Annotated in this window: 21 protein-coding genes; 7 read left to right on the forward strand and 14 right to left on the reverse strand. The window is 68.3% G+C overall.

Features of this window, described 5'->3' with window-relative positions:
• The 7 genes from RSD66_RS15305 to RSD66_RS15335 all read right to left on the reverse strand — a co-directional run bounded on the left by RSD66_RS15305 (position 1) and on the right by RSD66_RS15335 (position 7,174).
• Complete coding sequence (locus RSD66_RS15305; protein WP_415288526.1) at positions 1-1,578, reverse strand: ATPase, T2SS/T4P/T4SS family; 1,578 nt, start codon at positions 1,576-1,578, stop codon at positions 1-3.
• Positions 1,579-3,030 (reverse strand): AAA family ATPase, encoded by a 1,452-nt coding sequence (locus RSD66_RS15310; protein WP_415288527.1) that lies wholly within the window; start codon positions 3,028-3,030, stop codon positions 1,579-1,581.
• Positions 3,027-3,716 (reverse strand): CpaD family pilus assembly protein, encoded by a 690-nt coding sequence (locus tag RSD66_RS15315; protein WP_415288528.1) that lies wholly within the window; start codon positions 3,714-3,716, stop codon positions 3,027-3,029. Before RSD66_RS15315 ends, RSD66_RS15310 begins: the two co-directional genes overlap by 4 nt.
• 5 nt (positions 3,717-3,721) lie before the next feature.
• Positions 3,722-5,275: a type II and III secretion system protein family protein gene (locus RSD66_RS15320; RefSeq protein ID WP_415288529.1), complete on the reverse strand. Its 1,554-nt coding sequence runs from the start codon at positions 5,273-5,275 to the stop codon at positions 3,722-3,724.
• Positions 5,276-5,286: 11 nt separating this feature from the next.
• Complete coding sequence (gene cpaB / locus RSD66_RS15325) at positions 5,287-6,234, reverse strand: Flp pilus assembly protein CpaB (RefSeq protein ID WP_415288530.1); 948 nt, start codon at positions 6,232-6,234, stop codon at positions 5,287-5,289.
• Between the two features lie 118 nt (positions 6,235-6,352).
• Positions 6,353-6,865, reverse strand: a complete 513-nt coding sequence (locus RSD66_RS15330) for an A24 family peptidase (RefSeq protein WP_415288531.1) — start codon at positions 6,863-6,865, stop codon at positions 6,353-6,355.
• 123 nt (positions 6,866-6,988) lie between these two features.
• A complete protein-coding gene (locus RSD66_RS15335) occupies positions 6,989-7,174 on the reverse strand; it encodes a Flp family type IVb pilin (protein WP_415289609.1) in 186 nt (61 codons plus the stop codon).
• Positions 7,175-7,458: 284 nt separating this feature from the next.
• Here RSD66_RS15335 and RSD66_RS15340 point away from each other — a divergent pair, with 284 nt between their 5' ends.
• The 3 genes from RSD66_RS15340 to RSD66_RS15350 are packed head-to-tail and all read left to right on the forward strand — an operon-like array spanning position 7,459 to position 8,968.
• Positions 7,459-7,872 carry a pilus assembly protein N-terminal domain-containing protein gene (locus RSD66_RS15340; protein ID WP_415288532.1) on the forward strand — a complete coding sequence of 138 codons (414 nt, stop codon included), beginning with the start codon at positions 7,459-7,461 and terminating at the stop codon, positions 7,870-7,872.
• An 11-nt stretch (positions 7,873-7,883) separates the two neighbouring features.
• Positions 7,884-8,414 (forward strand): TadE/TadG family type IV pilus assembly protein, encoded by a 531-nt coding sequence (locus tag RSD66_RS15345; protein ID WP_415288533.1) that lies wholly within the window; start codon positions 7,884-7,886, stop codon positions 8,412-8,414.
• Positions 8,411-8,968, forward strand: a complete 558-nt coding sequence (locus RSD66_RS15350; RefSeq protein WP_415288534.1) for a TadE/TadG family type IV pilus assembly protein — start codon at positions 8,411-8,413, stop codon at positions 8,966-8,968. The genes RSD66_RS15345 and RSD66_RS15350 overlap by 4 nt, the downstream gene beginning before the upstream one ends.
• Position 8,969: 1 nt before the next feature.
• On the opposite strand, the gene RSD66_RS15355 is transcribed toward RSD66_RS15350, so the two are convergent.
• The 7 genes from RSD66_RS15355 to RSD66_RS15385 form a co-directional block, all read right to left on the reverse strand.
• Positions 8,970-10,328: an anthranilate synthase component I family protein gene (locus tag RSD66_RS15355; protein ID WP_415288535.1), complete on the reverse strand. Its 1,359-nt coding sequence runs from the start codon at positions 10,326-10,328 to the stop codon at positions 8,970-8,972.
• A gap of 42 nt (positions 10,329-10,370) precedes the next feature.
• Positions 10,371-10,688, reverse strand: a complete 318-nt coding sequence (locus tag RSD66_RS15360) for a winged helix-turn-helix domain-containing protein (RefSeq protein WP_415288536.1) — start codon at positions 10,686-10,688, stop codon at positions 10,371-10,373.
• A gap of 1 nt (position 10,689) precedes the next feature.
• Positions 10,690-11,316, reverse strand: a complete 627-nt coding sequence (locus tag RSD66_RS15365) for a hypothetical protein (protein WP_024354999.1) — start codon at positions 11,314-11,316, stop codon at positions 10,690-10,692.
• Positions 11,317-11,643: 327 nt separating this feature from the next.
• Complete coding sequence (locus RSD66_RS15370) at positions 11,644-13,089, reverse strand: AMP nucleosidase (RefSeq protein WP_415288537.1); 1,446 nt, start codon at positions 13,087-13,089, stop codon at positions 11,644-11,646.
• Between the two features lie 75 nt (positions 13,090-13,164).
• Entirely contained in the window at positions 13,165-13,815 is a 651-nt protein-coding gene (locus RSD66_RS15375) for an alpha/beta hydrolase fold domain-containing protein (RefSeq protein WP_415288538.1), read from the reverse strand.
• A 65-nt stretch (positions 13,816-13,880) separates the two neighbouring features.
• Complete coding sequence (locus tag RSD66_RS15380; protein ID WP_415288539.1) at positions 13,881-15,989, reverse strand: prolyl oligopeptidase family serine peptidase; 2,109 nt, start codon at positions 15,987-15,989, stop codon at positions 13,881-13,883.
• Positions 15,990-16,077: 88 nt separating this feature from the next.
• Positions 16,078-18,174 carry a prolyl oligopeptidase family serine peptidase gene (locus tag RSD66_RS15385; protein WP_415288540.1) on the reverse strand — a complete coding sequence of 699 codons (2,097 nt, stop codon included), beginning with the start codon at positions 18,172-18,174 and terminating at the stop codon, positions 16,078-16,080.
• Positions 18,175-18,242: 68 nt separating this feature from the next.
• Between RSD66_RS15385 and RSD66_RS15390 the strand changes: the two genes are divergently transcribed.
• The 4 genes from RSD66_RS15390 to murU are packed head-to-tail and all read left to right on the forward strand — an operon-like array spanning position 18,243 to position 21,412.
• The gene (locus RSD66_RS15390) at positions 18,243-19,121 is read left to right on the forward strand and encodes a 1-acyl-sn-glycerol-3-phosphate acyltransferase (RefSeq protein ID WP_415288541.1); all 879 of its coding nucleotides are present in this window, start codon (positions 18,243-18,245) and stop codon (positions 19,119-19,121) included.
• A complete protein-coding gene (gene tsaE / locus RSD66_RS15395; protein ID WP_415289610.1) occupies positions 19,118-19,621 on the forward strand; it encodes a tRNA (adenosine(37)-N6)-threonylcarbamoyltransferase complex ATPase subunit type 1 TsaE in 504 nt (167 codons plus the stop codon). Before RSD66_RS15390 ends, tsaE begins: the two co-directional genes overlap by 4 nt.
• Entirely contained in the window at positions 19,614-20,702 is a 1,089-nt protein-coding gene (gene amgK, locus RSD66_RS15400) for an N-acetylmuramate/N-acetylglucosamine kinase AmgK (RefSeq protein WP_415288542.1), read from the forward strand. Before tsaE ends, amgK begins: the two co-directional genes overlap by 8 nt.
• The gene (gene murU, locus RSD66_RS15405; RefSeq protein WP_415288543.1) at positions 20,699-21,412 is read left to right on the forward strand and encodes an N-acetylmuramate alpha-1-phosphate uridylyltransferase MurU; all 714 of its coding nucleotides are present in this window, start codon (positions 20,699-20,701) and stop codon (positions 21,410-21,412) included. The genes amgK and murU overlap by 4 nt, the downstream gene beginning before the upstream one ends.

Below are 21,412 nucleotides of genomic sequence, written 5' to 3' on the forward strand. Positions count from 1 at the left end.
CTACTCCGCCGCGTCCAGGGCCTCGGCCAGTTCACGCTCCAGACCGTAATAGCGGGCGCGATCCCAGAAGCGCGGGCGGGCGATGCCGGTCGAGCGGTGGCGCCCGGTGATCTTGCCGTGCGCGTCCTCGCCGGTGATGTCGTAGACGAACAGGTCCTGGGTGACGATCACGTCGCCCTCTAGCCCCACCACCTCGGTGATGTGGGTGATCCGGCGGCTGCCGTCGCGAAGGCGCGCGGCCTGAACGATGACGTCGATCGAGCCGACGATCATCTCGCGGATGGTCTTGGACGGCAGGCCGTAGCCGCCCATGGTGATCATGGATTCCAGACGGCTGATCGCCTCGCGCGGGCTGTTGGCGTGCAGCGTGCCCATCGAGCCGTCGTGGCCCGTGTTCATGGCCTGCAGCAGGTCGAAAGCCTCAGGACCCCGCACCTCGCCGACGATGATGCGTTCGGGGCGCATCCGCAGGCAGTTCTTCACCAGGTCGCGCATGGTGATCTGACCCTGCCCTTCCAGGTTCGGCGGCCGGGTCTCCAGACGCACGACGTGCGGCTGCTGCAGTTGCAGTTCGGCGGCGTCTTCGCAGGTGATGACGCGCTCTGTCGGATCGATGAAGGCTGTCAGAGTGTTCAGCAGCGTCGTCTTGCCCGAGCCCGTGCCCCCCGAAATGACCAGGTTGCATCGCGCCGCGCCGATGACGCCCAGCACGCGCGCGCCCTCGGGGCTGATGGAGGCGTACTCCACCAGATTGCGCATCGTCAGCTTGTCCTTCTTGAACTTCCGGATCGTCAGCGTTGGGCCGTCGATGGCCAGCGGCGGGGCGATGACGTTGACGCGGCTGCCGTCGGGCAGACGGGCGTCGCAGATCGGCGAGCTTTCATCGACGCGGCGGCCGACCTGCGACACGATCCGCTGACAGATGTTCATAAGCTGGATGTTGTCGCGGAAGCGAACGTTGGTCAGCTGCACCTTGCCGCCGACCTCGATGAAGACGCGTCCTGCGCCATTGACCATGATGTCGGCGATGTCGTCGCGCGCCAGAAGGGGCTCCAGCGGCCCATAACCCAGCACATCGTTCAGGATGTCCTGAACCAGGTGCTCCTGCTCGGCGACCGACATGGAGACGTTCTTGATCGCCACCAGTTCGGCGACGATGTCGCGGATTTCCTCGGACGCCGCCTTCTGATCCAGCTGCGCCAGCTGGGCCAGGTCGATGGTGTTCATCAGGGCGTTGAAGATGGTCGTCTTCGTCGCGTGATAATAATCGCTCTGCTCGCGCACAATCTCGGCGACGGCCTGGGCGTTCTTGAGCTGGGCCAGGCCGGCGGTGGCGCGCGGCCCGGCGCCGCCCGCAGCCGGCCGCGCCGACTTATCCGACTGTCCCAGCGCGTGCTCGAACGGATCGGGACGCCTGGGCGTCGTCGGCGTCAGAGGGTCCAGTTCTTCAGGCGAAAAGCCGTCGACAGGATCCAGCGCCGGACGCCGGGACGCAGCCTCGGCCAGACTGGGGTCCGGCGCCACCGTCGGGCGCGGGGCTGCCTGAACCGCCGCCGGGGCTGACCGCTTGCCGAACACCTAGGCCCGCTTCCGGCTGAACAGACCGGCGAACAGCGACGAACCGCCCGCTGCGACCTTCGCCCGCGTCTGCGTTCCAGCGGTCGGCAGTTCGCGATGAGACACAATCTGGGCCAGGGTCTCGAACGCCTCGGCCGGTTTGGTCTTGGCCGCCGAGTCGATGATCATCTGGCCGTTGTTGGCCGCCGTGCCGAACACCTTGGCGTCGAAGGGGATGATCAGACTGGGATGCACGCCCAGCGCCGCGCCGAAATCCTTGACCGGGATCTCGGGTCGTCCCGGCAGGCCGACCTGATTCAGCACCAGTCGCGGCGGCGCGTCGTTGGGTCGCCCCTGTTTGATCAGGTCGATCATGTTCTTGGCGTTGCGTAGCGAGGCCAGGTCCGGCGTCGCCACCACCACCACTTCGTCCGCTGAAATCAGCGCTCGCCGCATCCAGCCCGACCACAGGTGCGGCAGGTCCAGAACGACGAAGGGCGCCGTGGCGCGGATACGCCCCGTGACTTCCTCGAACACGTCGGGGCTGAAGTCCCAGTCGGCGTCCAAGGTGGCGGGCGCTGCGAACAGGCTCAGCTTGTCGGTACAGCGCACCGTCATCCGGTCCAGCAGGGTGGCGTCCAGACGTTCAGGCTGTTTCAGGGCGTCGGCGACCCCGCCCAGCGGATCCTGGTTGAAGTCCAGCCCCGCCGTGCCGAACGGCAGGTCATAATCGACGATGACGGTGTTGACGCCGATCCGCTCGCTCATCGCATAGGCGGTGTTGTGCGCCACGGCCGAGGCCCCGGCCCCCCCGCGCGCGCCGACAAAGGCGATGGTGCGACCGACGAAGGGCTGAGCCGGATCAGCAAACAGGCCGCCGATCGCGGCGATCAGCTGCAAGGGCTGGATCGGCGCCACCAGATACTCGCTGACGCCGCGCCGCATCAGTTCGCGATAAAGAAGGATGTCGTTGGCCGCGCCGATGATGACGACCTTGGTGCCGGAATCGCAGACCTGGGCCAGTTGATCGATCTCGGCCAGCAGGCTCTGCGGGTCCTTCAGGCTTTCGACGATCACCAGGGGCGGCGTCGGTTCGCTCTGATAGGCCTCGATGGCCGCCTGCACCCCGCCCAGACGGATCTGGGTGGCGGCGCGGGCCATGCGGCGGTCCTGACCGGCGCGCTCGCCGGCGGCGGCCGTGTCCTGCCGCTCGGCGAAAATATGAACCGCGATGCGCGGAATGGCGACTTCCACCGCCCCGCTCACCGGGCTGAGGGCCGAAGGCGTCGCAACGGCGGGCGGCGTCGCCTCTACGAACGCGCCTTCAGCACGGGCGGACATCGGCGCGACGGCGGGAGTGGGCGTCGGCGCCGGAACGGGCCGACCGTCATCAAGATCCAGAAACTCGTCGTCCAGATCAAAGCCGTCCAGGGCGTCGAACCCGCTCGAATGGGTATCGGCCAGCTTGCTCATTGAATGGCCTGTGAGATGCGCATTTGCGACAGCAGGGGTTCACGCGCCGCCGAGGTCGCCGTTCCGGCGCGATAGGCGTCGAACACCACCGCCCGTCGCCCGGCCTCGGACGGCGTCATGCCGCGCGGCGCCACGATATCGCGCGGATCGGCGATCTGGGCGGCCAGGTTGGCGTTGACGGCGCAGCCGAAGTTGGAGGCGGACTGATTGTCGCCGCTGCGGCCCAGATTGCCCCATTGCATTCCGCACTGAGGCACCACCGCACGGACGGTCTCGAAACCGACCAGCACGGGCGCGCGCGGGTCCGGCGCGACATAGGCCGCGACCTGGATGCGGTTCTCCGGCACCCCCGCCTGTTGCAGGATCGCCCGGACGCCCCAAGCCGCTTCGGCCGCCACGGGGTCGCCGCCGGACGGGGCTTCGATGACCAGGACCGGCGCCCCCTCCATCGCGAAGCGGTTGACCAGATCGCCCAGGGCCGCGCGCTGATTGGCAGAGACGCCCGTCTCATGCACCGCCAAAGCGATGCGCTCGAGTCCCGGCTCGACCTGGAGGGAATAGCGCGACATGGGCGTCAGCGGCGGTTCGCCGCCCAGGCTCGCCGGGCCGCCGACGCAGGCCGATAGGGCTAATCCGCCCGCCGTCAGAGCAATCAGGGGAAGATACCGCGAGGAAAGTCGGGTCATGGCGTTCACTCGATCACATAGCCGACGGGGCCGCGCCAACCGGGGCCCGCCTGGGCGGTCGGCGCGGGCGAGCCGTAGACCTGATTCAGCTGGCCGAAGAAGATGGTCTGGGCGTCATGGGCGATGCGCAGGCCGTCGGCCGGCGTCTGCATCCGCCCCGGCGCCGTCGGCGTGACGACATAGGGCTCGACGATGACCACCAGTTCGGTCTCGCCCATCAGATAGTCGCGTGAACGGAACAACTGCCCCAGCACCGGGATGTTCGTCATGCCCGGCAGGGAATCCACCGCCTGACGCGTGCTTTCCTGCAACAGGCCCGCGATCATCATCGAGCCGCCCGAAGGCAGTTCGATGGTGTTCTCGCTGCGCCGCACGGTCAGGCCCGGCAGGGTGATCGACGACGGCGTTCCGGCGCCGATCGTCAAGCCGCCGCTAGGCGTCAGCTCCGACACCTCGACCTTGACCTGCAGGCTGATGCGCCCTTCGGACAGCACGACCGGGCGGAAGCCCAGCGCCACGCCATAGGGTTTGTACTGCACCGTGACCTGACCATCGCGATCGCGGCCGGTGGGCACGGGAAACTCGCCGCCCGCCAGAAAGCTGGCGGCCTCGCCGTTGACCGAGGTCAGGTTGGGCTCCGCCAGGGTGCGGACCAGACCGACGCGCTCGAACGCCTTCAGCGTCGCCGAGCCTTTGTTCAGGCCGTCGGAGCCGGGACCGGTGCCCGGCTGTGCGGTTTCCCAGTTCGGAGGATCGCCCGGACTGCCATCGACAATGACCGGGCATAGGGCGCCTTCCGGCCACCCCGGCCCAATGCAGGGCGCCTGCATCTGGAAGTTCTTGGTCGTGTCGCGCGCGATCCCGCCCGCCAGCCCGCCAAGCAGCGAGCCGTTGACGCCCCAGGTGGCGCTGTTGCCCAACAGCCACTGGGTGTCGCCGACGCGGCCGATCACGGCCTGGGTGTCGAAGCCCAGCTGCTTGATGACGTTACGCTGCACCTCGACGACGCGGACCTTCAGCGTCACCTGGTCCGAACCGGCGACCGAGATCATGTTCATGACCTTTTCGGGCGCGCTGACGAAGGCGCGCGCCACCTGGGCGGCGCGGTCAGCGTCGGCCGGGCTGGCGGCCAGACCGCTCAGGATGATGCTGTCATTGACCGCTTCGGCCCGCAGGTCCGAGCCGGGCGCGATGCGGTTCAGCGTGTCCTGCAGGGCGCTGACGCCCGCATCCACCCGCACGCGCAGCGCCAGAATGGTGCGGCCTGCGGCGTCCAGGAACACGGCGTCCGTCTCGCCTCCCTCCAGGCCGATCATGGTGATGCGGCGCGGCGAATGCAGCATGGCCTCGGCCACGCGCGGATTGGAGATGATGACGTCGCGCGCATCAGAAGGCAGGTCGACCGCAAAGGAGGTCCCGCGCGGCAGGTTGACCAGCTGTGGCGCCGAGCCCGCGGTAATGGCGGCGCGCGTCGTCTGGGCGCCCGCCTGATCCATCGGCGCCCCCGCCCCGCCCAGAGCGAGCACAGCGACGCTGGCGACGACGGCGAAACGATTCATGCGCGAAATCCTCATGGCGTCGCCACTTCCTGAGCGTCGCCGCCGCGATAGACCTTGACCACCGCGCCCGTCCGCTCGCCGCCGCGCCGTACTGCGCCCGGAACGTGGCCCGACGGCCCCGCCGTATCGGCATAGGAGCGCAGCACCAGCGACAGGTCCCCTTCGGACCGCGCCAGGGCGAGAAGCTCGGCGTCGCGTTCGCTGACGGCCAGGGTGGCGGTGGCGCCCACCACGGCCTTTTCGTCTTCGGCGGCGCGGGTGGTCTGATCGATGGCCAGGACCTTCATGTTGCGCATGATGGTCGCCGTCGTGAAACGCGGCCCGGCGCTGCTGTCGTTATTTTTGATCTCGCGCGTCATCAGCACGTCCACCCGGTCGCCGGGCAGGATGAAGCCCCCGGCGGCGGTCTCGACATTGACGCGAATGGCCATGGCGCGCGTGCCCGGCTCCAGATAGGCGGCCATATAGCCGCTGTCCCCGGCGCGGACGATCTTGCGCGCCACGATCGGCTCGCCCGCCAGAATGGGTTCGCGCACCACGGCGCCGATATAGTCGGACTTGGCGCCCGGACCGTTCAGTTCAGCGGCGGCCTTCAAGGCGCGCTCGACCGCATGGGCGCGCGCCTGCTCGCGGCTCGGCTCGCCCTTGGCGTCGACAGCGGCGTTCTCTGCGGCGGCGCCCTCGGGTTTGGCGGGCGGCGGGGTCGAGCCGTCAGTGATGAAGAGCGGATTCAGTTCCTCGGCCGGCCAGTCCTTCCAGCTCAGGTCCGCGTCGGCCAGGCGTCGACCGGCCTCAAGATCGCGCGCGGCGACCAGCACCTTGGTCATGGGGCGCGCTTCGACGGCGGCCGAGGCCGTCGCCGGTTCCCGACTGGGGGAGCCCATGGCGCGCACCACCAACGCCAGGCCGACGGCGGCCAGGGCGGCGATACAGATGACGGCGATCTTGGCGGGCTTCATCGACGGTCTCCGGCAGACGCGACGACGCGATAGCGCGCGGGCCGCCCCCTGCCGTTAACAATGATGAGGGATCGAGGTTAACGCGTCCCTAAGCGGGACAGTCCTTGGCGAACGCAGGTCAACCGGCGATGAAGGCGGCCATCAACGGACTGGCGGGATAGGCCAGAAGAGCGCCGATCGCGATGGCGACGCCATAGGGAATGTCGCCCTTGGGCTGCATCAGCCGCATCACCCAGCCCGGTCCCGTCTGGGCCAGGATGGGCAGGCGACTGCGCGCCGTCAGCAGCAGCATGCAGAAGACTCCGCCCGCCAGGCCCGTATAGAGCAGAAAGTGCAGCGTGCCCGACAGCCCCATCCACAGGGTCGCCGCCGCCAGCAGCTTGGCGTCGCCCCCGCCGATCCAGTTCAGCGCGAACATCCCCGCGCCGATGAACAGCGCCGCCAACGCCATCCCGGCGGAAACGCCCACCACGCTCAGCGGCAGCCCCAGCGCCAGCGCCGCCGGAAAGTAGCCGACGACGAGGGCGATCGAGATCCAGTTCGGGATCTTCATCGTCGTCAGATCGTGGAGCGCGGCGACGACGGCGAGCACCGGGAGGACGGCGAGGAGGATGAAGGAGAGCTGGTCCATGCCGTCAGACTGCCCTCAAGTCTTTAAAACTCGGTTTCGTTGCTCTTTATTTCACCGGGTCAAGCCAAAGAAAAACGGCCGGAGCTTTCACTCCGGCCGTTATTATTTAAGTTTAAAAAGGTCTCAACCTTCTTCCGGCTCAGCCTTGTCCAGTTCGTTGTTCACGCCATCGAACATGCCCTTGACCTTCGGTCCGATTTGCGTGAGCGCAACAATGATGACCACCGAGATCAGGGCGGCGATCAGGCCGTATTCGATGGCCGTGGCGCCGGATTCGTCTTTGGCGAAGCGATTGATGAAGTTACGCATGATTTGTCTTCCTTTGTTCAGAGCGAGCAACAGTCCCACCATTCAGGGTCACCGGTTTTCTGCCCGCTTGATCCCCGTATGCCTGACGATCATGCGCCGGATCGGATTAAGGACGAGTAAAATCTAGCCATCAGTCGCAAAATTATGATGGTTACTTATGTATTTACTACGAAATAGCCCAATCCTCGGAGGACACGCGAATTTCAGGAAATCTTGACCTTTGCGCGCGACAGTTCACGCGCGGCGTCGCGCGCGCCCGTTCTTTTGACTTCGGAGGTTCCGACATGACGGCATCGGCCAGGCCCCACAGGGCGAACCTGATCCGCCTGCTGTGCGTCGGCCTGCCGGTTGTTCTGGGCGCGACGGCGGCGACGGCGCAGAGCCGTCAACTGGAAGTGCCGATCCATCAGGCTGCGCGCGTCCAGCTGGGCGCCGCCGCCGGGTCCGTCATCGTCGCCAATCCCGCCATCGCCGATGTCGCCGTCACCGACGCCCGCACCCTGTTCATCACTGGCAAGGCCTATGGGGTGACCGAGGTCATCGCCGTGGACGGTCTGGGCCGCCCCCTGTTCCAGCGCCAGATCGTGGTGGCGCCCAGCAACGCCGGAACAGTGCGGGTCTGGCGCGGCCGCGAGACGACCGAAGTGACCTGCGGCGCGACCTGCGCCCCTGCCGCGCCCGCCGGGCGCGGCTCTTAAAAGGCCGGGCCTTGGCGCGACGTTCTCACGACCGGAAACGACGCGAGGGCTCGAACGCCATCGAGTTCGGCCTGGTCGCCCTTCCTTTCTTCCTGCTGCTGTTCGGCATATTGGAGATCGGCCTGATGCTGCTGGTCGACGCCATGGTCGAGACAGCCGCCTCGGACGCCGCCCGCCAGGTGCGCACCGGCCAGGCCCAGACGCAGGAACTGACGCCGGAGCAGTTCAAGGACAAGTTCTGCGCCGAGATGAGCCTGTTTTCCGGCGACTGCGGCCGCCGCGCCTTCATCGACGTGCGCGTACTGGACGACTTTTCCCTGACCGACCCGAGCAAGGCCCCGCCGGACCCGACCAGCGGCGACCTGTTCGACCCCGCCGGCCTGAAGTTCGAGCCCGGCGGCCCCGGGGAGCGGGTGCTGGTCCGCATCTGGTACGAGCAGCCGATCGTCACGCCGATGATCGCCCAGGCCGTGTCGCGCACCAAGGACGGGCGGGTGATGCTGACCACCACCCTGGCTTTCCGCAACGAGCCCTATCAATGAGCCGGCGCCTGCGTCTCCGCTCCCTGACCCGCCTGCTTCGTAACCGGGACGGCGCCACGGCGATCGAGTTCGCCCTGATCGCGCCGGTGATGATCCTGCTCTATTTCGGCCTGGTCGAGTTCAGCCAGGGCTTCATGGCCCAGCGCCGCGCCAGTCACGCCGCCTCGGTCGTGTCGGACCTGGTCGCCCAGAGCGAAAGAACCAACCGGGCCGGTATCAACGCCATCTACGCCGTCGGGGGCCTGATCATGCGCCCCTTCCCCGCCGCCGAACTGTCCATCCGCACCACCAGCATCTCCGTCGACGCTCGGGGCGTGGCTACAATCGAATGGAGCCACGGCAACGGCAAGGCGCTGTCGCCTCTACAGCGCGGCAGTCGCGTCACCGATTTGCCGCCCGACGTGGTCGAGAAGGAGCAGACGGTGATCATGGGCGAGACCCAGTATATCTACAGGTCGCCGTTCGCCGCCGTCCTGCCCAAGCCGGTCACTCTGTCGCGCCGTTACTTCCTGCGGCCGCGCACAGTTGATCGTGTCGTCTGCACCGACTGCTGACCTACCCCGCCAACGCCTCGCGCAGCGCCTGGATCTTGGCTTCGGTCTCCAGCCGCTCGGCGTGCGGATCACTGTCGGCGACGATGCCCGCCCCGGCTTGAGCGCGCCAACGCCAGCCCGCCGCACCCTCAACGAAGGCCGCCGTGCGGATCAGCACCGACGCCGTCAGACGGAGATCGCCCGCCAGCCCCCAGCCGAACAGAGAGCCGCACCACGGCCCGCGCGGCGGTTCATGCGCCGCGATCACCTTCATGGCCTGATGCTTGGGCGCCCCGGTGATGGAACCTGGCGGAAAGGCCGCCTCCAGCACCTCAGCCGGACCGAAGCCTGCGGCCGCCTCGGCGCTGACGGTTGAGACCAGATGATGCACCGTGGGGTGGCGTTCCAGCTCGCACAGCCCCTCGACCCGGACCGTTCCCGGCCGCGCCGCCCGCGCCAGGTCGTTGCGCATCAGATCGACGATCATCAGATTCTCGGCCCGATCCTTGGCGCTGGCGGTCAGTTCAGCCGCCAGGGCGTCGTCACGGCCCGGATCGGAAGCGCGCGGCCGCGTTCCCTTGATCGGGCGAGCCTCGATCCGCCTGCTCGCCTCGTTGAAGGTCAGGAACAGTTCCGGCGAATTGGACACGATCGCCCGATCGCCCAGCCGCCAGAAAGCGCCGTAGGCCGCGCCGCGCGCCGCCGACAGCCGCACAAAGACATCGAACGGATCACGCCCCGCCGCCAGCCCGCCCGACCAGGCGCGGGCGATGTTGGCCTGGAACAGCTCGCCCGCCGCGATGCGCCCCACGACATCCGCTACGGCGGCCTCATAGACCTCCGGCGCCGCCTCGCCCTCAAAGGCGGAAGCCGGCGCTGACGGCGTCGTCGGCGCCCGCGCCTGCGTCAGCCAGGCCGCCGCCCGACGCGCCTGTTCGCGCGCCTGCGCCCCGGTGCGGCCCCGCCCCACGGCGCGCACTTCTTTCCTCTGGTGATCGAAGGCCAGAAGGGCCGGATAACGGGCCAGCATCAGATCGGGCCAGTCCCCGCCCCGTTCACCCGTCGCCGGGCGGGCCCCCGCATCATAACTCAGCAGGCCGACGACCCCGCCGCCCGCAAAGGCCGGACTCCGCAGAGCCTCGAAAGGCGCGGCTTCGTCCACCCGCCCTGTCACGCACAGATCCGGCTCGCAGGCGACGAAGGACATCCGCCCTCCATGCGCGGCCGGATCGCCGGCCCCGGCGATCAGTCCCAGCGCTCCCTCGCGCCGGTGGATCCCCGCCACGACCGCCACCGGATCGACCCAGACGCCCGGCTCGACAGCCAGCGCCGAAAACGGGCCGGCCCCGCCTGTGTCTGATGATGAAGGGCGCTGGCTCATACCCGCCCTCCATAGCTGGTTCAGCGTCCGGCGCCAGCTGCTCTAGCGGCCCGCCACAAGGGCGGACATGGCGTCCAGATAGGCGAGAAAGGCGTCGCGCCCCGCCGTCGTCATGCTGGCGCGCGTCAGGGGCTTGCGGCCCTGAAAGCTCTTGGACACGGAGACGAAGCCCGCCTCCTCCAGCTTGCGCAGATGCACCGACAGATTGCCGTCCGTGGTCTGCAGCCGGGCCTTCAGCTCGCCGAAGTCAGCGCTCTCCACGCCCGACAGATAGGCCATGATTCCCAGACGCACCCGGCCGTGGATCACCTCGTCGATGCGGCCGATGTCGAAATCGTCAGCCGGTTCTGCGGCGGTCATGTCAGACCACCTCCGCCGGTTCCTGACGCGCCAGGATCAGGCCGGGAACGAAAGCAAAGAGGAACAGCCCCGCCGCATAGCCCAGCCACAACAGGGGGCTGCCGATCAAAAAGGCGATCAAGGGGGCGGCGATCCAGGCTCCGATGGCCAGCCGCCACTGCCACCGCTGGCCGCTCATGGTCGCCGAGACCGCCCAGCCTGAGCCGTAGAGGGCGAAGATCAGCGACGGGAAGATGGCGAAGGCGTCGCCGCGCCCTGTCATCCAGGCGATCACGCCCATCGACAGGAACATGACGAAGGTCGCCAGCCCCACGCCCATCCAGCCCGCGCCGGCGGCGCGGTTGCCCGCCGACCGGGCGCCCGGCCTGTGGCCACAGCGCTTGATCTCGACCATCAGGGCGCCGAAGAAGATCACCATGGCTGCGCCCCACAGCAGCGGATAGGCCATGGGCGACACCTCGATCACGCCGCTCTGGACGCCGTAGTGGGCAAGCGCCGCCACGCCGAACACCAGTCCGGCGATGATCAGGATGCGCCCGCCCAGCAGCGGCGCATGCCGCCCTTCCTGGGCCAGGGCCTTCATATAGGCGATGTCGTCGTGAACGGATTGAACCTGGTCGCGGGTCATGGCGTCTCTCCCTGCCTGTGATGCAGAAGATGAGCCAAGAACTTTATGTTGTAAAGTTCTTTCTTGAAAACAAAATCGAGCCTCTCCCTCCCCTTCATGGGGAGGGTGGTCGCAGCGAAGCGGAGACCGGGTGGGGAGGGCCCGGCGATATGAGCGCAGAGCGCCGCGGAGCTTGATCAGCAGCCTAGCCCCCCCACCCGTCTTGGCTGCTCCGCGCCGCCCTTTGGGTCGGCCTGACGGCCTCAGCCACCCTCCCCATGAAGGGGAGGGAGAGGCGCCGCGCCTGCACTCAAGCAGCGCGCGACCGCGTCGCGCGATAGCGCCCTCTTACCGGAAAGGCGGCTCGTCGAAAGCGCGCAGCTTGCGCGAGTGCAGGCGCGCGCCCTCGGCCCGCAGCAGTTCCACCGCCTGAATACCGATCTGCAAATGCTCGGAGATCGAGCCCTCGTAGAAACGGTTGGCCTGGCCCGGCAGCTTGATCTCGCCGTGCAGCGGCTTGTCCGAGACGCACAGCAGCGTCCCGTAAGGCACACGGAAACGATACCCCTGCGCGGCGATGGTGGCGCTTTCCATGTCGATGGCGACGGCGCGGCTCTGGTTGAAGCGCAGGGCCGACTTGGAATAGCGCAGTTCCCAGTTGCGGTCGTCGGTGGTGACGACGGTGCCGGTGCGCAGCCGCTTCTTGACCTCTTCGCCCGGCGCGCCCGAGACCAGCTTGGTCGCGTCATAGAGGGCGCGCTGCACCTCGGCGATGTTGGGGATGGGGATGTCGGCGGGCAGGACGGCGTCCAGCACATGGTCGTCACGCAGATAGGCGTGGGCCAGCACATAGTCGCCGATGGTCTGGCTGCCGCGCAGGCCGCCGCAGTGGCCGATCATCATCCAGGCGTGCGGCCGCATGACCGCCAGGTGGTCGCAGATGGTCTTGGCGTTGGACGGGCCGACGCCGATGTTGACCAGGGTGATGCCCTGACCGTCTGGCCGCGTCAGGTGATAGGCGGGCATCTGATGCTTGCGCCAGGCGGCGTCCATGATGGCCGCCTCCGGATCGTCGGTGGCGCGCGTCACCACCACGCCCCCGGCGCAGGACAGGGCCTCATAGGGGCTGTCGGGATCGGCGATCTGGGCCGTAGCCCAGCGCACGAACTCGTCGACGTAGCGGTTGTAGTTGGTGAAGAGGATGAAGCTCTGCACGTCCTCGACCGGGGTGCCGGTATAGTGCCGCAGCCGCGCCAGGGAGAAGTCGGTGCGCAGAGCGTCGAACTGGGCCAGCGGATGCTCCTCGCCCGGCTCCCACAGGCCGTCGGACACCTCGTCGCCGATGTGGGCCAGTTCGGTCGTCGGGAACCAGCGGGCGATGGCCGCCGTCATGGTGCGGTCCAGCACCACGTCCGAACCGTCCAGCACATAGGGGAAGGGGATTTCCTGATCCGACGGCTCGACCTTGAAATCGGCGCCGTATTCGGTCGCCAGCAGGGTCAGCTGCTCCAGCAGATAGGGGCGGAACAGGTCAGGCCGGGTGATGGTCGTGGAATAGACGCCGGGCCACGACAGGCGGCCATAGGCGCGGGTTTCCAGATTCTGCGGCCGCTCGCCGTGCCAGGTCACCGTCAGGCGGGGATAGGCGAACAGGCCCGCCGCGCGAGCTTCGGGTTCGGCGCGCTCGCCGGTCGCCAGAAAGACCTTCACGGCCTGGCGAAGATTGGCGACGGATTGATTGTAGAGGGTTTCGAGGCGGTCCAGCGCCGCCTGGGGGGTCATCTTGTCTGTCATGGCTTCCTCTAGCGGAAAACCGTGACCTTGGCGAGACAGGGGAAACACGCCGACATGACAGTTGACCGCAAAGACCTAGGCCAGAGCTTCGCGCAGGAAGGCGACCGCGCCCGCCATATCGCCCGTCGCTCCACGCCACACAGGCGCTGAATCAGAGGCGACGCCATAGGCCGAAGGGTCGGTGAAGGTCGTGTCCGGCCCTGCATTTGCGCTCAGGGCGGCGGCCGCGCGCGCGGCGGCAGGCGCGCCGACCGCCGCCAGATAGCGTCGATCCAAGACCAGCATCAGGGCCGCGCGGCCGCCCTCGCCCAGGCCCAGAACGCCGATGCGTTCCGCATCGCCGCCGAGATCCTGGACCCGTTTCGCCGCCCAGGCGACAGCCGCCGCCGCGTCGGAAATGAAGGCCGGGTGCGGACTGTCCGGCGCGTCGCGTCGGTCGGCCAGGACCACAATGAAGCCGCCCTCGGCCAGATCGCGTGCGGCCCGCTCGTCCGCCGCTTCGGGCGCGCCGTCCGGCAACACGATCAAGATCGGCAAGCGGTTCGCCCCTGCCGATCGATAGAGGCGCAAGGTCTGACGCGGATCGGCGCCATAGGCTGCGCGCGCCGTGCGCCAGCCGGGCGGCCCCAACTGCGCCGGCGCCATCGCCCCCTGCCCGATCAACGGCGCGCAAGCGGCCGTCGCCACAGTCGCCAGCAGCGGCGCCAGAAGCCCTCGTCGCGTCATGCGTCCTCCCCCGAAAGACGAAGGGCGCGGCCCTGACGAACCGCGCCCCGAAGTCAGGCTGAGCCTTATTTGGCCAGGTGCTTGTCCAGCCAACCGAACACTTCGTTGTGCCATTGCAGGCTGTTGGCGGGCTTCAGCACCCAGTGGTTCTCGTCGGGGAAGAAGACCAGGCGGCTCTCGATCCCGCGCCGCTGCAGGGCGGTGAAGGTCGACAGGCCCTGGGAGGTCGGGATGCGGAAGTCGAGGTCGCCCTGAACCACCAGCATCGGATCGCGCCAGTTCTGCACGTGGTTGGCCGGGTTGAACTTCTGATAGCCCTGCGGATTCTCCCACGGCGTGCCGCCGTATTCCCACTCGGTGAACCACAGCTCCTCGGTGCCGTAGCCCATGCCGAAGGTGTCGAAGACGCCGTCATGGTTGACCAGGCATTTGAACTCGCCCGGCCAGTTGCCCGCGATCCAGTTGATCATATAGCCGCCGTAGGAAGCGCCCAGCGCGCAGGCGTTGTCGCCGTCCAGGAAGTCATACTTCGACTGGGCGAAGGCCCAGCCCTTCTGCAGGTCTTCCAGCGGGCGGTCGCCCCAGTGCTGGCTGATGGCGTCGGTGAATTCCTGGCCGTAGCCGGTCGAGCCGTGGAAATCGATCATCACCACCGCATAGCCCGCGCCCGCATAGGTGCCGGGGTTCCAGCGGTAGGACCATGAGTTGCCGAAAGAGCCCTGCGGACCGCCATGGATCAGGAAGGCGACCGGATATTTCTGCCCCTCGACGTAGTCAGCCGGCTTGATGACGTAGCCGTGGACCGTCTCGTCGTTCCAGCCGGGGAAGCTGAACTGCTCGGCCTCGCCGAAGACCTTGGTCGCCAGTTGCGGGTTCACATTGGTCAGGCGGCGCGGCATTTCGCGGCCGCGCCAGGTCTTGAAGTAGAGGTCGCTGGGCGACGTCAGGCTGTCCATCGCGAAGACGAAGCCCGAGGGCGTCTGGCCGAAGGCGCCGACGTGGCCATCGCCCGTCAGCGGCATGACCACCCCGTTGCGCGTATCAATGGCGAACAGCTTGGTCTGACCGACATCGCCCGCTGTCGTATAGAGCGTCTTTCCGTCCTTGGACCACTGCAGGGTGTCAGCCGAACGGTCCCAGTTGGCCGCGATCTGGCGGGTCTGGCCGGTGGCGACGTCGCGCAGGAAGATCGAGTATTTGTCCGCCTCAAAACCCGGACGGGCCATGGCGCGATAGGCCAGCGTCTGGCCGTCCGGCGAGAAGACCGGGCCGGTGTCCCAGGCCGGGTTGGCCTCGGTCAGATTGGTCAACTGCCCCGGCGCCGAGACGGCGACGCTGTAGAGATCGAAATTGGTGCTCCACGGCTCGCTGTTCCCGGCCTTGCGCGCCGAGAAGACCAGCGACTGCCCATCAGGCGCGAAGGTGAATTCGCTCTCATCGCCGAACGGCTTGGAGGGCGTGTCGCCGTCGAAGCCCTTGGTGACCCAGACCGGCTCGCCGCCCGCCTTGCCGTCGGCGCCGATCGACTGGACGAAGAGGTGGTTCTGGGTGTGATCGTTCCACGTATCCCAGTGACGCACGAACATGCGGTCATAGACCTGGCCGGTCGACTTGCGCTCGGCCTCGGTCTTTCCGCGCGCGACCGAGGCGTTCAGGTCCGCGGCGTCCGGATAGACGGCCAGGGACACGGCCACCGCATCGCCCGCGTCGTTGATGCGATAGGCGTTGACGTCGGTCGGCAACGCCGTGACCTGCGTCGCCGTCGCGCCCTTGTCCGCCGAGACCCAGACCTGGCTTGAGCCGGAGCGGCTCGACAGGAAATACAGCTTGCCTTCGGCGCCCCAACGGGCGGTGTTGGCGCCGCCTTCGGAGATGGCCAGCTTCTGCGGCTGGGCCTCGCCCTTCAGGCTCAGGATGTAGAGGGCGCTGGAGCGCTTGTTGGCCGCCACATCCGTCTGGGTCAGGGCATAGACCACCCACTCGCCGTCCGGCGACACCTGGGGGTCGCCCAGCCGGTTGGCTGAGATCATGTCCTGATAGGTGAATGCCGTACGGGCCTGGGCCGTCGCCGCGGCCGGAGCGGCGGGCGCCCCCTCGGCCAGGGCCGGCAGGGCCGTGGCGGTCAGCAGGGCGGCGGCGCTGAGGCCGGACAGGAGATGGGGCAGGCGGCGCATTCAGGCGCTCCTCATGCGGATGTGATGTCTGGCCGAAGGCCTAACACCGCCGCGCGCCGCCCGCAAAGTCTCCTGTTCAGCTCACGCTTTACTGACCTTCCTTCGTCCAGTCGGCCGTCCAGTCCAGAATCTCCTGCTGCCACTCGACCCAGGTCTGGGGCTTCAGCACCCAGTGGTTCTCGTCCGGTACATGGACGAAGCGGCTGGGGATATTCAGCCGCTGCAGGGCCGAGAAGGTCGCCAGCCCCTGCTCCATCGGGACGCGGAAGTCCTTGGAGCCATGCAGCACCAGCATCGGCTTCTTCCAGTCGCCCGCATAGGTCTCGGGGTTGTGGACGTCATAGACGGCCTTGCGGTCCCAGGTCGCGCCGCCGAACTCATGGATGAAGGTCGAGATGTCCATGGCGTTCATCAACTGCGGCACGTCGAACACCCCGGCGTGGTTGACCAGGCAGCGCCACGGCTCGTTCCACTGGCCCGCGATCATATTGACCATATAGCCGCCGTAGGAGGCGCCGAGCGCGCAGGCCCGTTCGCCGTCGATCCACGGATTGGCCGTCAGCGCCGCCGGCCAGCCCTTGCGCAGGTCTTCCAGAGGACGATCGCCCCAGTGGTCGTTGATGGCGTCCGTAAAGGCCTGCCCGTAGCCCGGCGAGCCGTGGAAGTTGACCATCACCACCGCATAGCCCGCCGCCGTATAGACCTGCGGATTCCAGCGGTAGGACCAGCTTTCGGTCCAGGGCGACTTGGGCCCGCCGTGGATCAGATAGACGGCCGGATATTTGCGGCCTTCGACAAAGCCCGCGGGCTTGAACACCCAGCCGTGCGTCGTCTCGTCGTTCCAACCGGGGAAGCGGATCTCCTCGGGACGGGGCAGGTCGATGCGAGCCAGCAGCTCGGCGTTGTGCTGCGTCGCCTGACTCGCGGCATGGCCGTTCCTGGCGATGAAGACCTGCGTCGGGGCGGTGAAGCTCTCATGCGCATAGGCCAGGACGCCGCCGACCTCGTCGAAGTCGCCGACCGAGCCGATGTCGGTCAGGGCCTTCACCGCGCCGGTGCGGGCGTCGATCTCGAACAGGCGGTTCTGCCCCTCGTCGGCGGCCGTGACGTAGAGCGCCCGCCCATCCGAGCGCCAGCTCAGGCCGGTGGGGCCGCGATCCCAGTTCGTCAGGGCGCGAGCGTTCGCGCCGTTCACATCGGCCACCATGACCACCGGCTGATCGCCGCCGACGTTCTCACGCGGAGCCGCCAGCCAGGCCAGACGGCGTCCGTCGGGCGACAGGGCGGGCGCCCCGTCCGGCCCCGAATGCCCTTCGGTCAGATTGACCGGCGCGCCGCCGTCCAGGCTCAGTCGATACAGGTCGCTGTCGTTGGTGAAAGGCGCGCGGTCCGCCTGTTTGCGCGCCGAATAGATGAAGGAGCGCCCGTCGCGCGCGATGGTCAGGCTGCTTTCGCCCACGCCGATGTCGGCATCCAGCCCGGCGGTCAGGTCGCGCGGCTGGCCCTCGGCGAAACCCGAGCCGTTCAGCGGCTGCAGGAAGAGATGGCTCTGGCGCCCGTCGGCCCAGCGGTCGAACACGCGCAGCGGCATCCGCTCATAGACCTGCTGCGTCGACTTGGCCCGCGCGGCCAGCCGGTCCTTTGTGCAGTCCAGCGTCTCGCAGTCGGTATAGACCGACACGCCCAGCACCAGCGCCTGGCCGTCCGGCGTGAAGCGGAAACCCGACACGGACACCGGCAGGGTGGTGACCTGAGCCGCCGCCATGCCGTCGCGGTCCGCGCGCCAGACCTGGTTTGACCCGCCGCGTGCGGACATGAAATAGATCGACTGTCCGTCCGGCGCCCAGCGCGCGCCCGAGACGCCGCCGTCGGAGATCGGCAGACGACGCGCAGGCGCAGCGCCGTCGACATCGACCATCCAAAGGCCGGTCTGATTCTTGTTGCCGGCCCAGTCCGTCGTGGTGACGGCATAGATGACGCGACGCCCGTCCGGCGAGACGCGCGGGTCGCCGACGCGCTCCATCATCGCCAGATCCTTCAGGCCCAGACGATCGGACGCCGGAGCCTCGGCCGACGCCGCAGCCGCGACGGGCGCTTCGCGCGCCAGCGTCGGCGTCGCCGCCAGACTGCCAGCCAGCAACAGCATCTGGACAGCCGCCGCCGTCATCCAATGTGATCGGGTCATTACGCTACACTCCCCTATGAATGGTCAGGCTTCCTGCATAGGCGGCCCTACAGCCAGCGCCAAGCGGGATGGCGCTTGCCCGCCGCCGCCGCCTCGGCGACAAGCAGGCGATGAGTCCGGCTCCCCACATCGTCGACGTCCTGATCGCCGAGCGCGCGCCGCGGCTGACGGGATCGGCCGCATGGCCGCTGGTCCGCCTCGCCCTTTACGGCCTGCTCGACTACGCCAAGGCGCGCCGCATGGCCGACGCCATCGGCCCCATGGGCGGGCGACAGGCGCTGGATCATGTCTCCGACCTGCTGGAGCTGACGGTGCGGACGGCGCATCTGGACCGCCTGCCCGCCTCGGGTCGATGTCTGGTGGTGTGCAACCACCCGACCGGCATCGCCGACGGCCTCGCCGTGCATGACGCCCTACGTACGGTGCGCGACGACCTGATCTATTTCGCCAACGCCGACGCCCTGCGCGTCTCGCCGCGCCTGTCGGAAACCGTGGTCCCGGTCGAATGGGTCACGGCCAAGCGCACGCGCGAAAAGACCCGAGCCACGCTTCAGGCCGCCAGGGAGGCGTTCGAGGCCGAACGCTGCGTCGTCATGTTCCCGGCCGGACGCCTGGCCCGCGTCGGCCCGAACGGCCTGCTGACCGACCCTGAATGGGCCGCCACCGCCGCTTCGCTTGCCCGCAAATATGAAGCGCCGGTCATCCCGATCCACGTCTCTGGTCCGACCAGCCGCCTGTTCCACCTGTTCGACAAGGTGTCGCAGGAGCTGCGCGACATCACCCTCTTCCACGAACTGCTGAACAAGAAGGGCCGCGCCTTCGACCTGATCGTCGGCCGCCCCATCCCGCCGCTGGCGTTGGACATCGACGCCCAGGCCGCCACCCTGAAACTGAAAACCTTCGTCGAGCGGACCCTGGCCGCCGATCCTGACGCGACCTTCGCCTGATGACTTTCGACCTTCCCGACGCCGACGCCACCACCCGCCTCGGCGAAGCCATCGCCCCCCTGCTGGCGCCGGGCGAGGCCGTCCTGCTGTACGGCCCGCTGGGCATGGGCAAGTCGACCCTGGCGCGGGGTCTGATCCGCGCCCTGACGCGCCCCGACGAGGACGTGCCGTCGCCGACCTTCACCCTTGTCCAGTTCTATGAGAGCGACCCGCCCATCGCCCATTTCGACCTCTATCGCCTCAGCCGTCCCGAAGAAGCCTTTGAGATTGGTCTGGACGAGGCGCTGGACGAAGGCTGCGCCCTGATCGAATGGCCCGAACGGCTGGGCGACGACCCCGGCCGGATGCTCGGTCCCGACCGGCTGACGATCGAAATCTCGGAACCCGCCCCTCAGGCAGCCGCCCTCCGCGAGGGCGGCGATAGGGGCCTCTCTGGAAGAGTTGCGACCGTTTCCGGCACAGGCTCGTGGGAAGCCAAACTGAAGGAACTCCATGTCTGACCGCGAAGCCTTCCGTCTCGACTTCCTGCGCTCGGCCGGTCTGGCCGGGGCCGTCCGCGCGCCCCTGCCCGGCGACGCCTCGACGCGGCGCTACGAGCGGCTGACCACGCCCTCGGGCGCCTCCCTGATGCTGATGGATCAGGCCCCCGCCGCCGAGAGCCAGCCCTGCGATCCGTCGTGGACGCCGGAACAGCGCCATGCGCACGGCTGGAACGCGGTCGCCCGCCTGTCGGCAGGACGCATCGAGGCTTTCGCCGCCGTCGCCGCCCACCTGAAGTCGCTGGGCCTGTCAGCGCCCGAAATCATCGCCATAGACGCCCCGAACGGTCTGGCCGTGATCGAGGATTTCGGCGACGCCCTGTTCGCCCGCGTCATAGAGGACGGCGCCGACCCCGCCCCCCTCTATCGCGCCGCCGTCGAGGCCCTGGCCATCCTGCACGCCGCCCCGACGCCCGATGTCCTGACCGGCCCTGCAGGCGACTGGCCCCTGCTGGCCTATGACCAGACGGCGCTGCAGGGCGGGGCCGACCTGTTCGTCGACTGGCTGCCGAAACTGATCCCGACCCTCAGCTTCGACGAGGCCGCCATCGCCGAATGGCGCACAGCCTGGGCCCCGATCACGGCGGCGGGCGAGGCGGGCGCGACCGTCATGGCCCACCGCGACTACCACGCGGAGAACCTGATCCGGCTGGACGGCAAGACCGGCGCCGCCTCGGTTGGGATGATCGACTTCCAGGACGCGGTGAAGGCCCACCCGTCATGGGATCTGCACTCCCTGCTGCAGGACGCGCGCCGCGACGTGGCGCCCGAACTGGAGGCGCTCGCGCTCGACCATTATTTCACCCTGCGCCCCGAGACCGACCGCGAGACCTTCATGGCCGCCTACGCCGGTCTGGCCGCCCTCAATGAGGCGCGCATTCTGGGCATCTTCGCCCGCCTGATCGCCCGCGACGGCAAGCCCCGCTACGCCGCCTTCATGCCGCGCATGTGGGCGCACCTGAGCGCCAATCTGAAGGCGCCGGGCCTCGAAGCCGTCGCCGCCTGGATGGACCGCCACGTGCCGGAGGATGTGCGTCGATGATGTCTCCCACAACCGCCATGGTTCTCGCCGCCGGGCTCGGCACGCGGATGCGCCCCTTGACCAACGACCGCCCCAAGGCGCTGGTCGAGGTCGGCGGCAAGGCGCTGATCGACCATGTTCTCGACCGGTTGGCCGAGGCTGGCGTCACCGACGCCGTGGTCAACGTCCACTGGTTCGCCGACCGGCTGGAAAGCCATCTGGCCGCCCGCACGCGCCCGACGATCCGCATCTCCGACGAGCGCGCCGAACTGCTGGAGACCGGCGGCGGCTTGAAGAAGGCCCGTCCCCTGCTCGGCGACGATCCCGTCTTCGTCGCCAATATCGATAGCGTCTGGATCGACCGGGGCGACGCCCTTTCCGACCTGATCCGCCTGTGGGATTCCGCGCGCATGGACGCCGCCCTGCTGCTGGCCCGGCGCGAGGGCTCTATCGGCTTCGAGGGCGGCGGCGACTTCTTCCTCGGGGACGACGGCGCCCTGACCTTCCGGGGCGAGGCCGCCAGCGCCCCTTACGCCTATATGGGCGTCCACATCACCCGCCCCGACTACGCCGACCACGGCCCCGACGGCCTCTTCTCGCTCAGCCCCCTGTGGCGCGCCTCGGCCGCCGAGGGGCGCCTGTTCGGCTGCGTGCTGGACGGGGACTGGATGCACGTCGGCGACCCGCAGGCGCGCGACGACGCCGACGCGCGGCTGAGAGAGGACCTCTGA

This window comes from Brevundimonas sp. S1H14 (assembly GCF_047716865.1).
Classification (GTDB): domain Bacteria; phylum Pseudomonadota; class Alphaproteobacteria; order Caulobacterales; family Caulobacteraceae; genus Brevundimonas; species Brevundimonas naejangsanensis.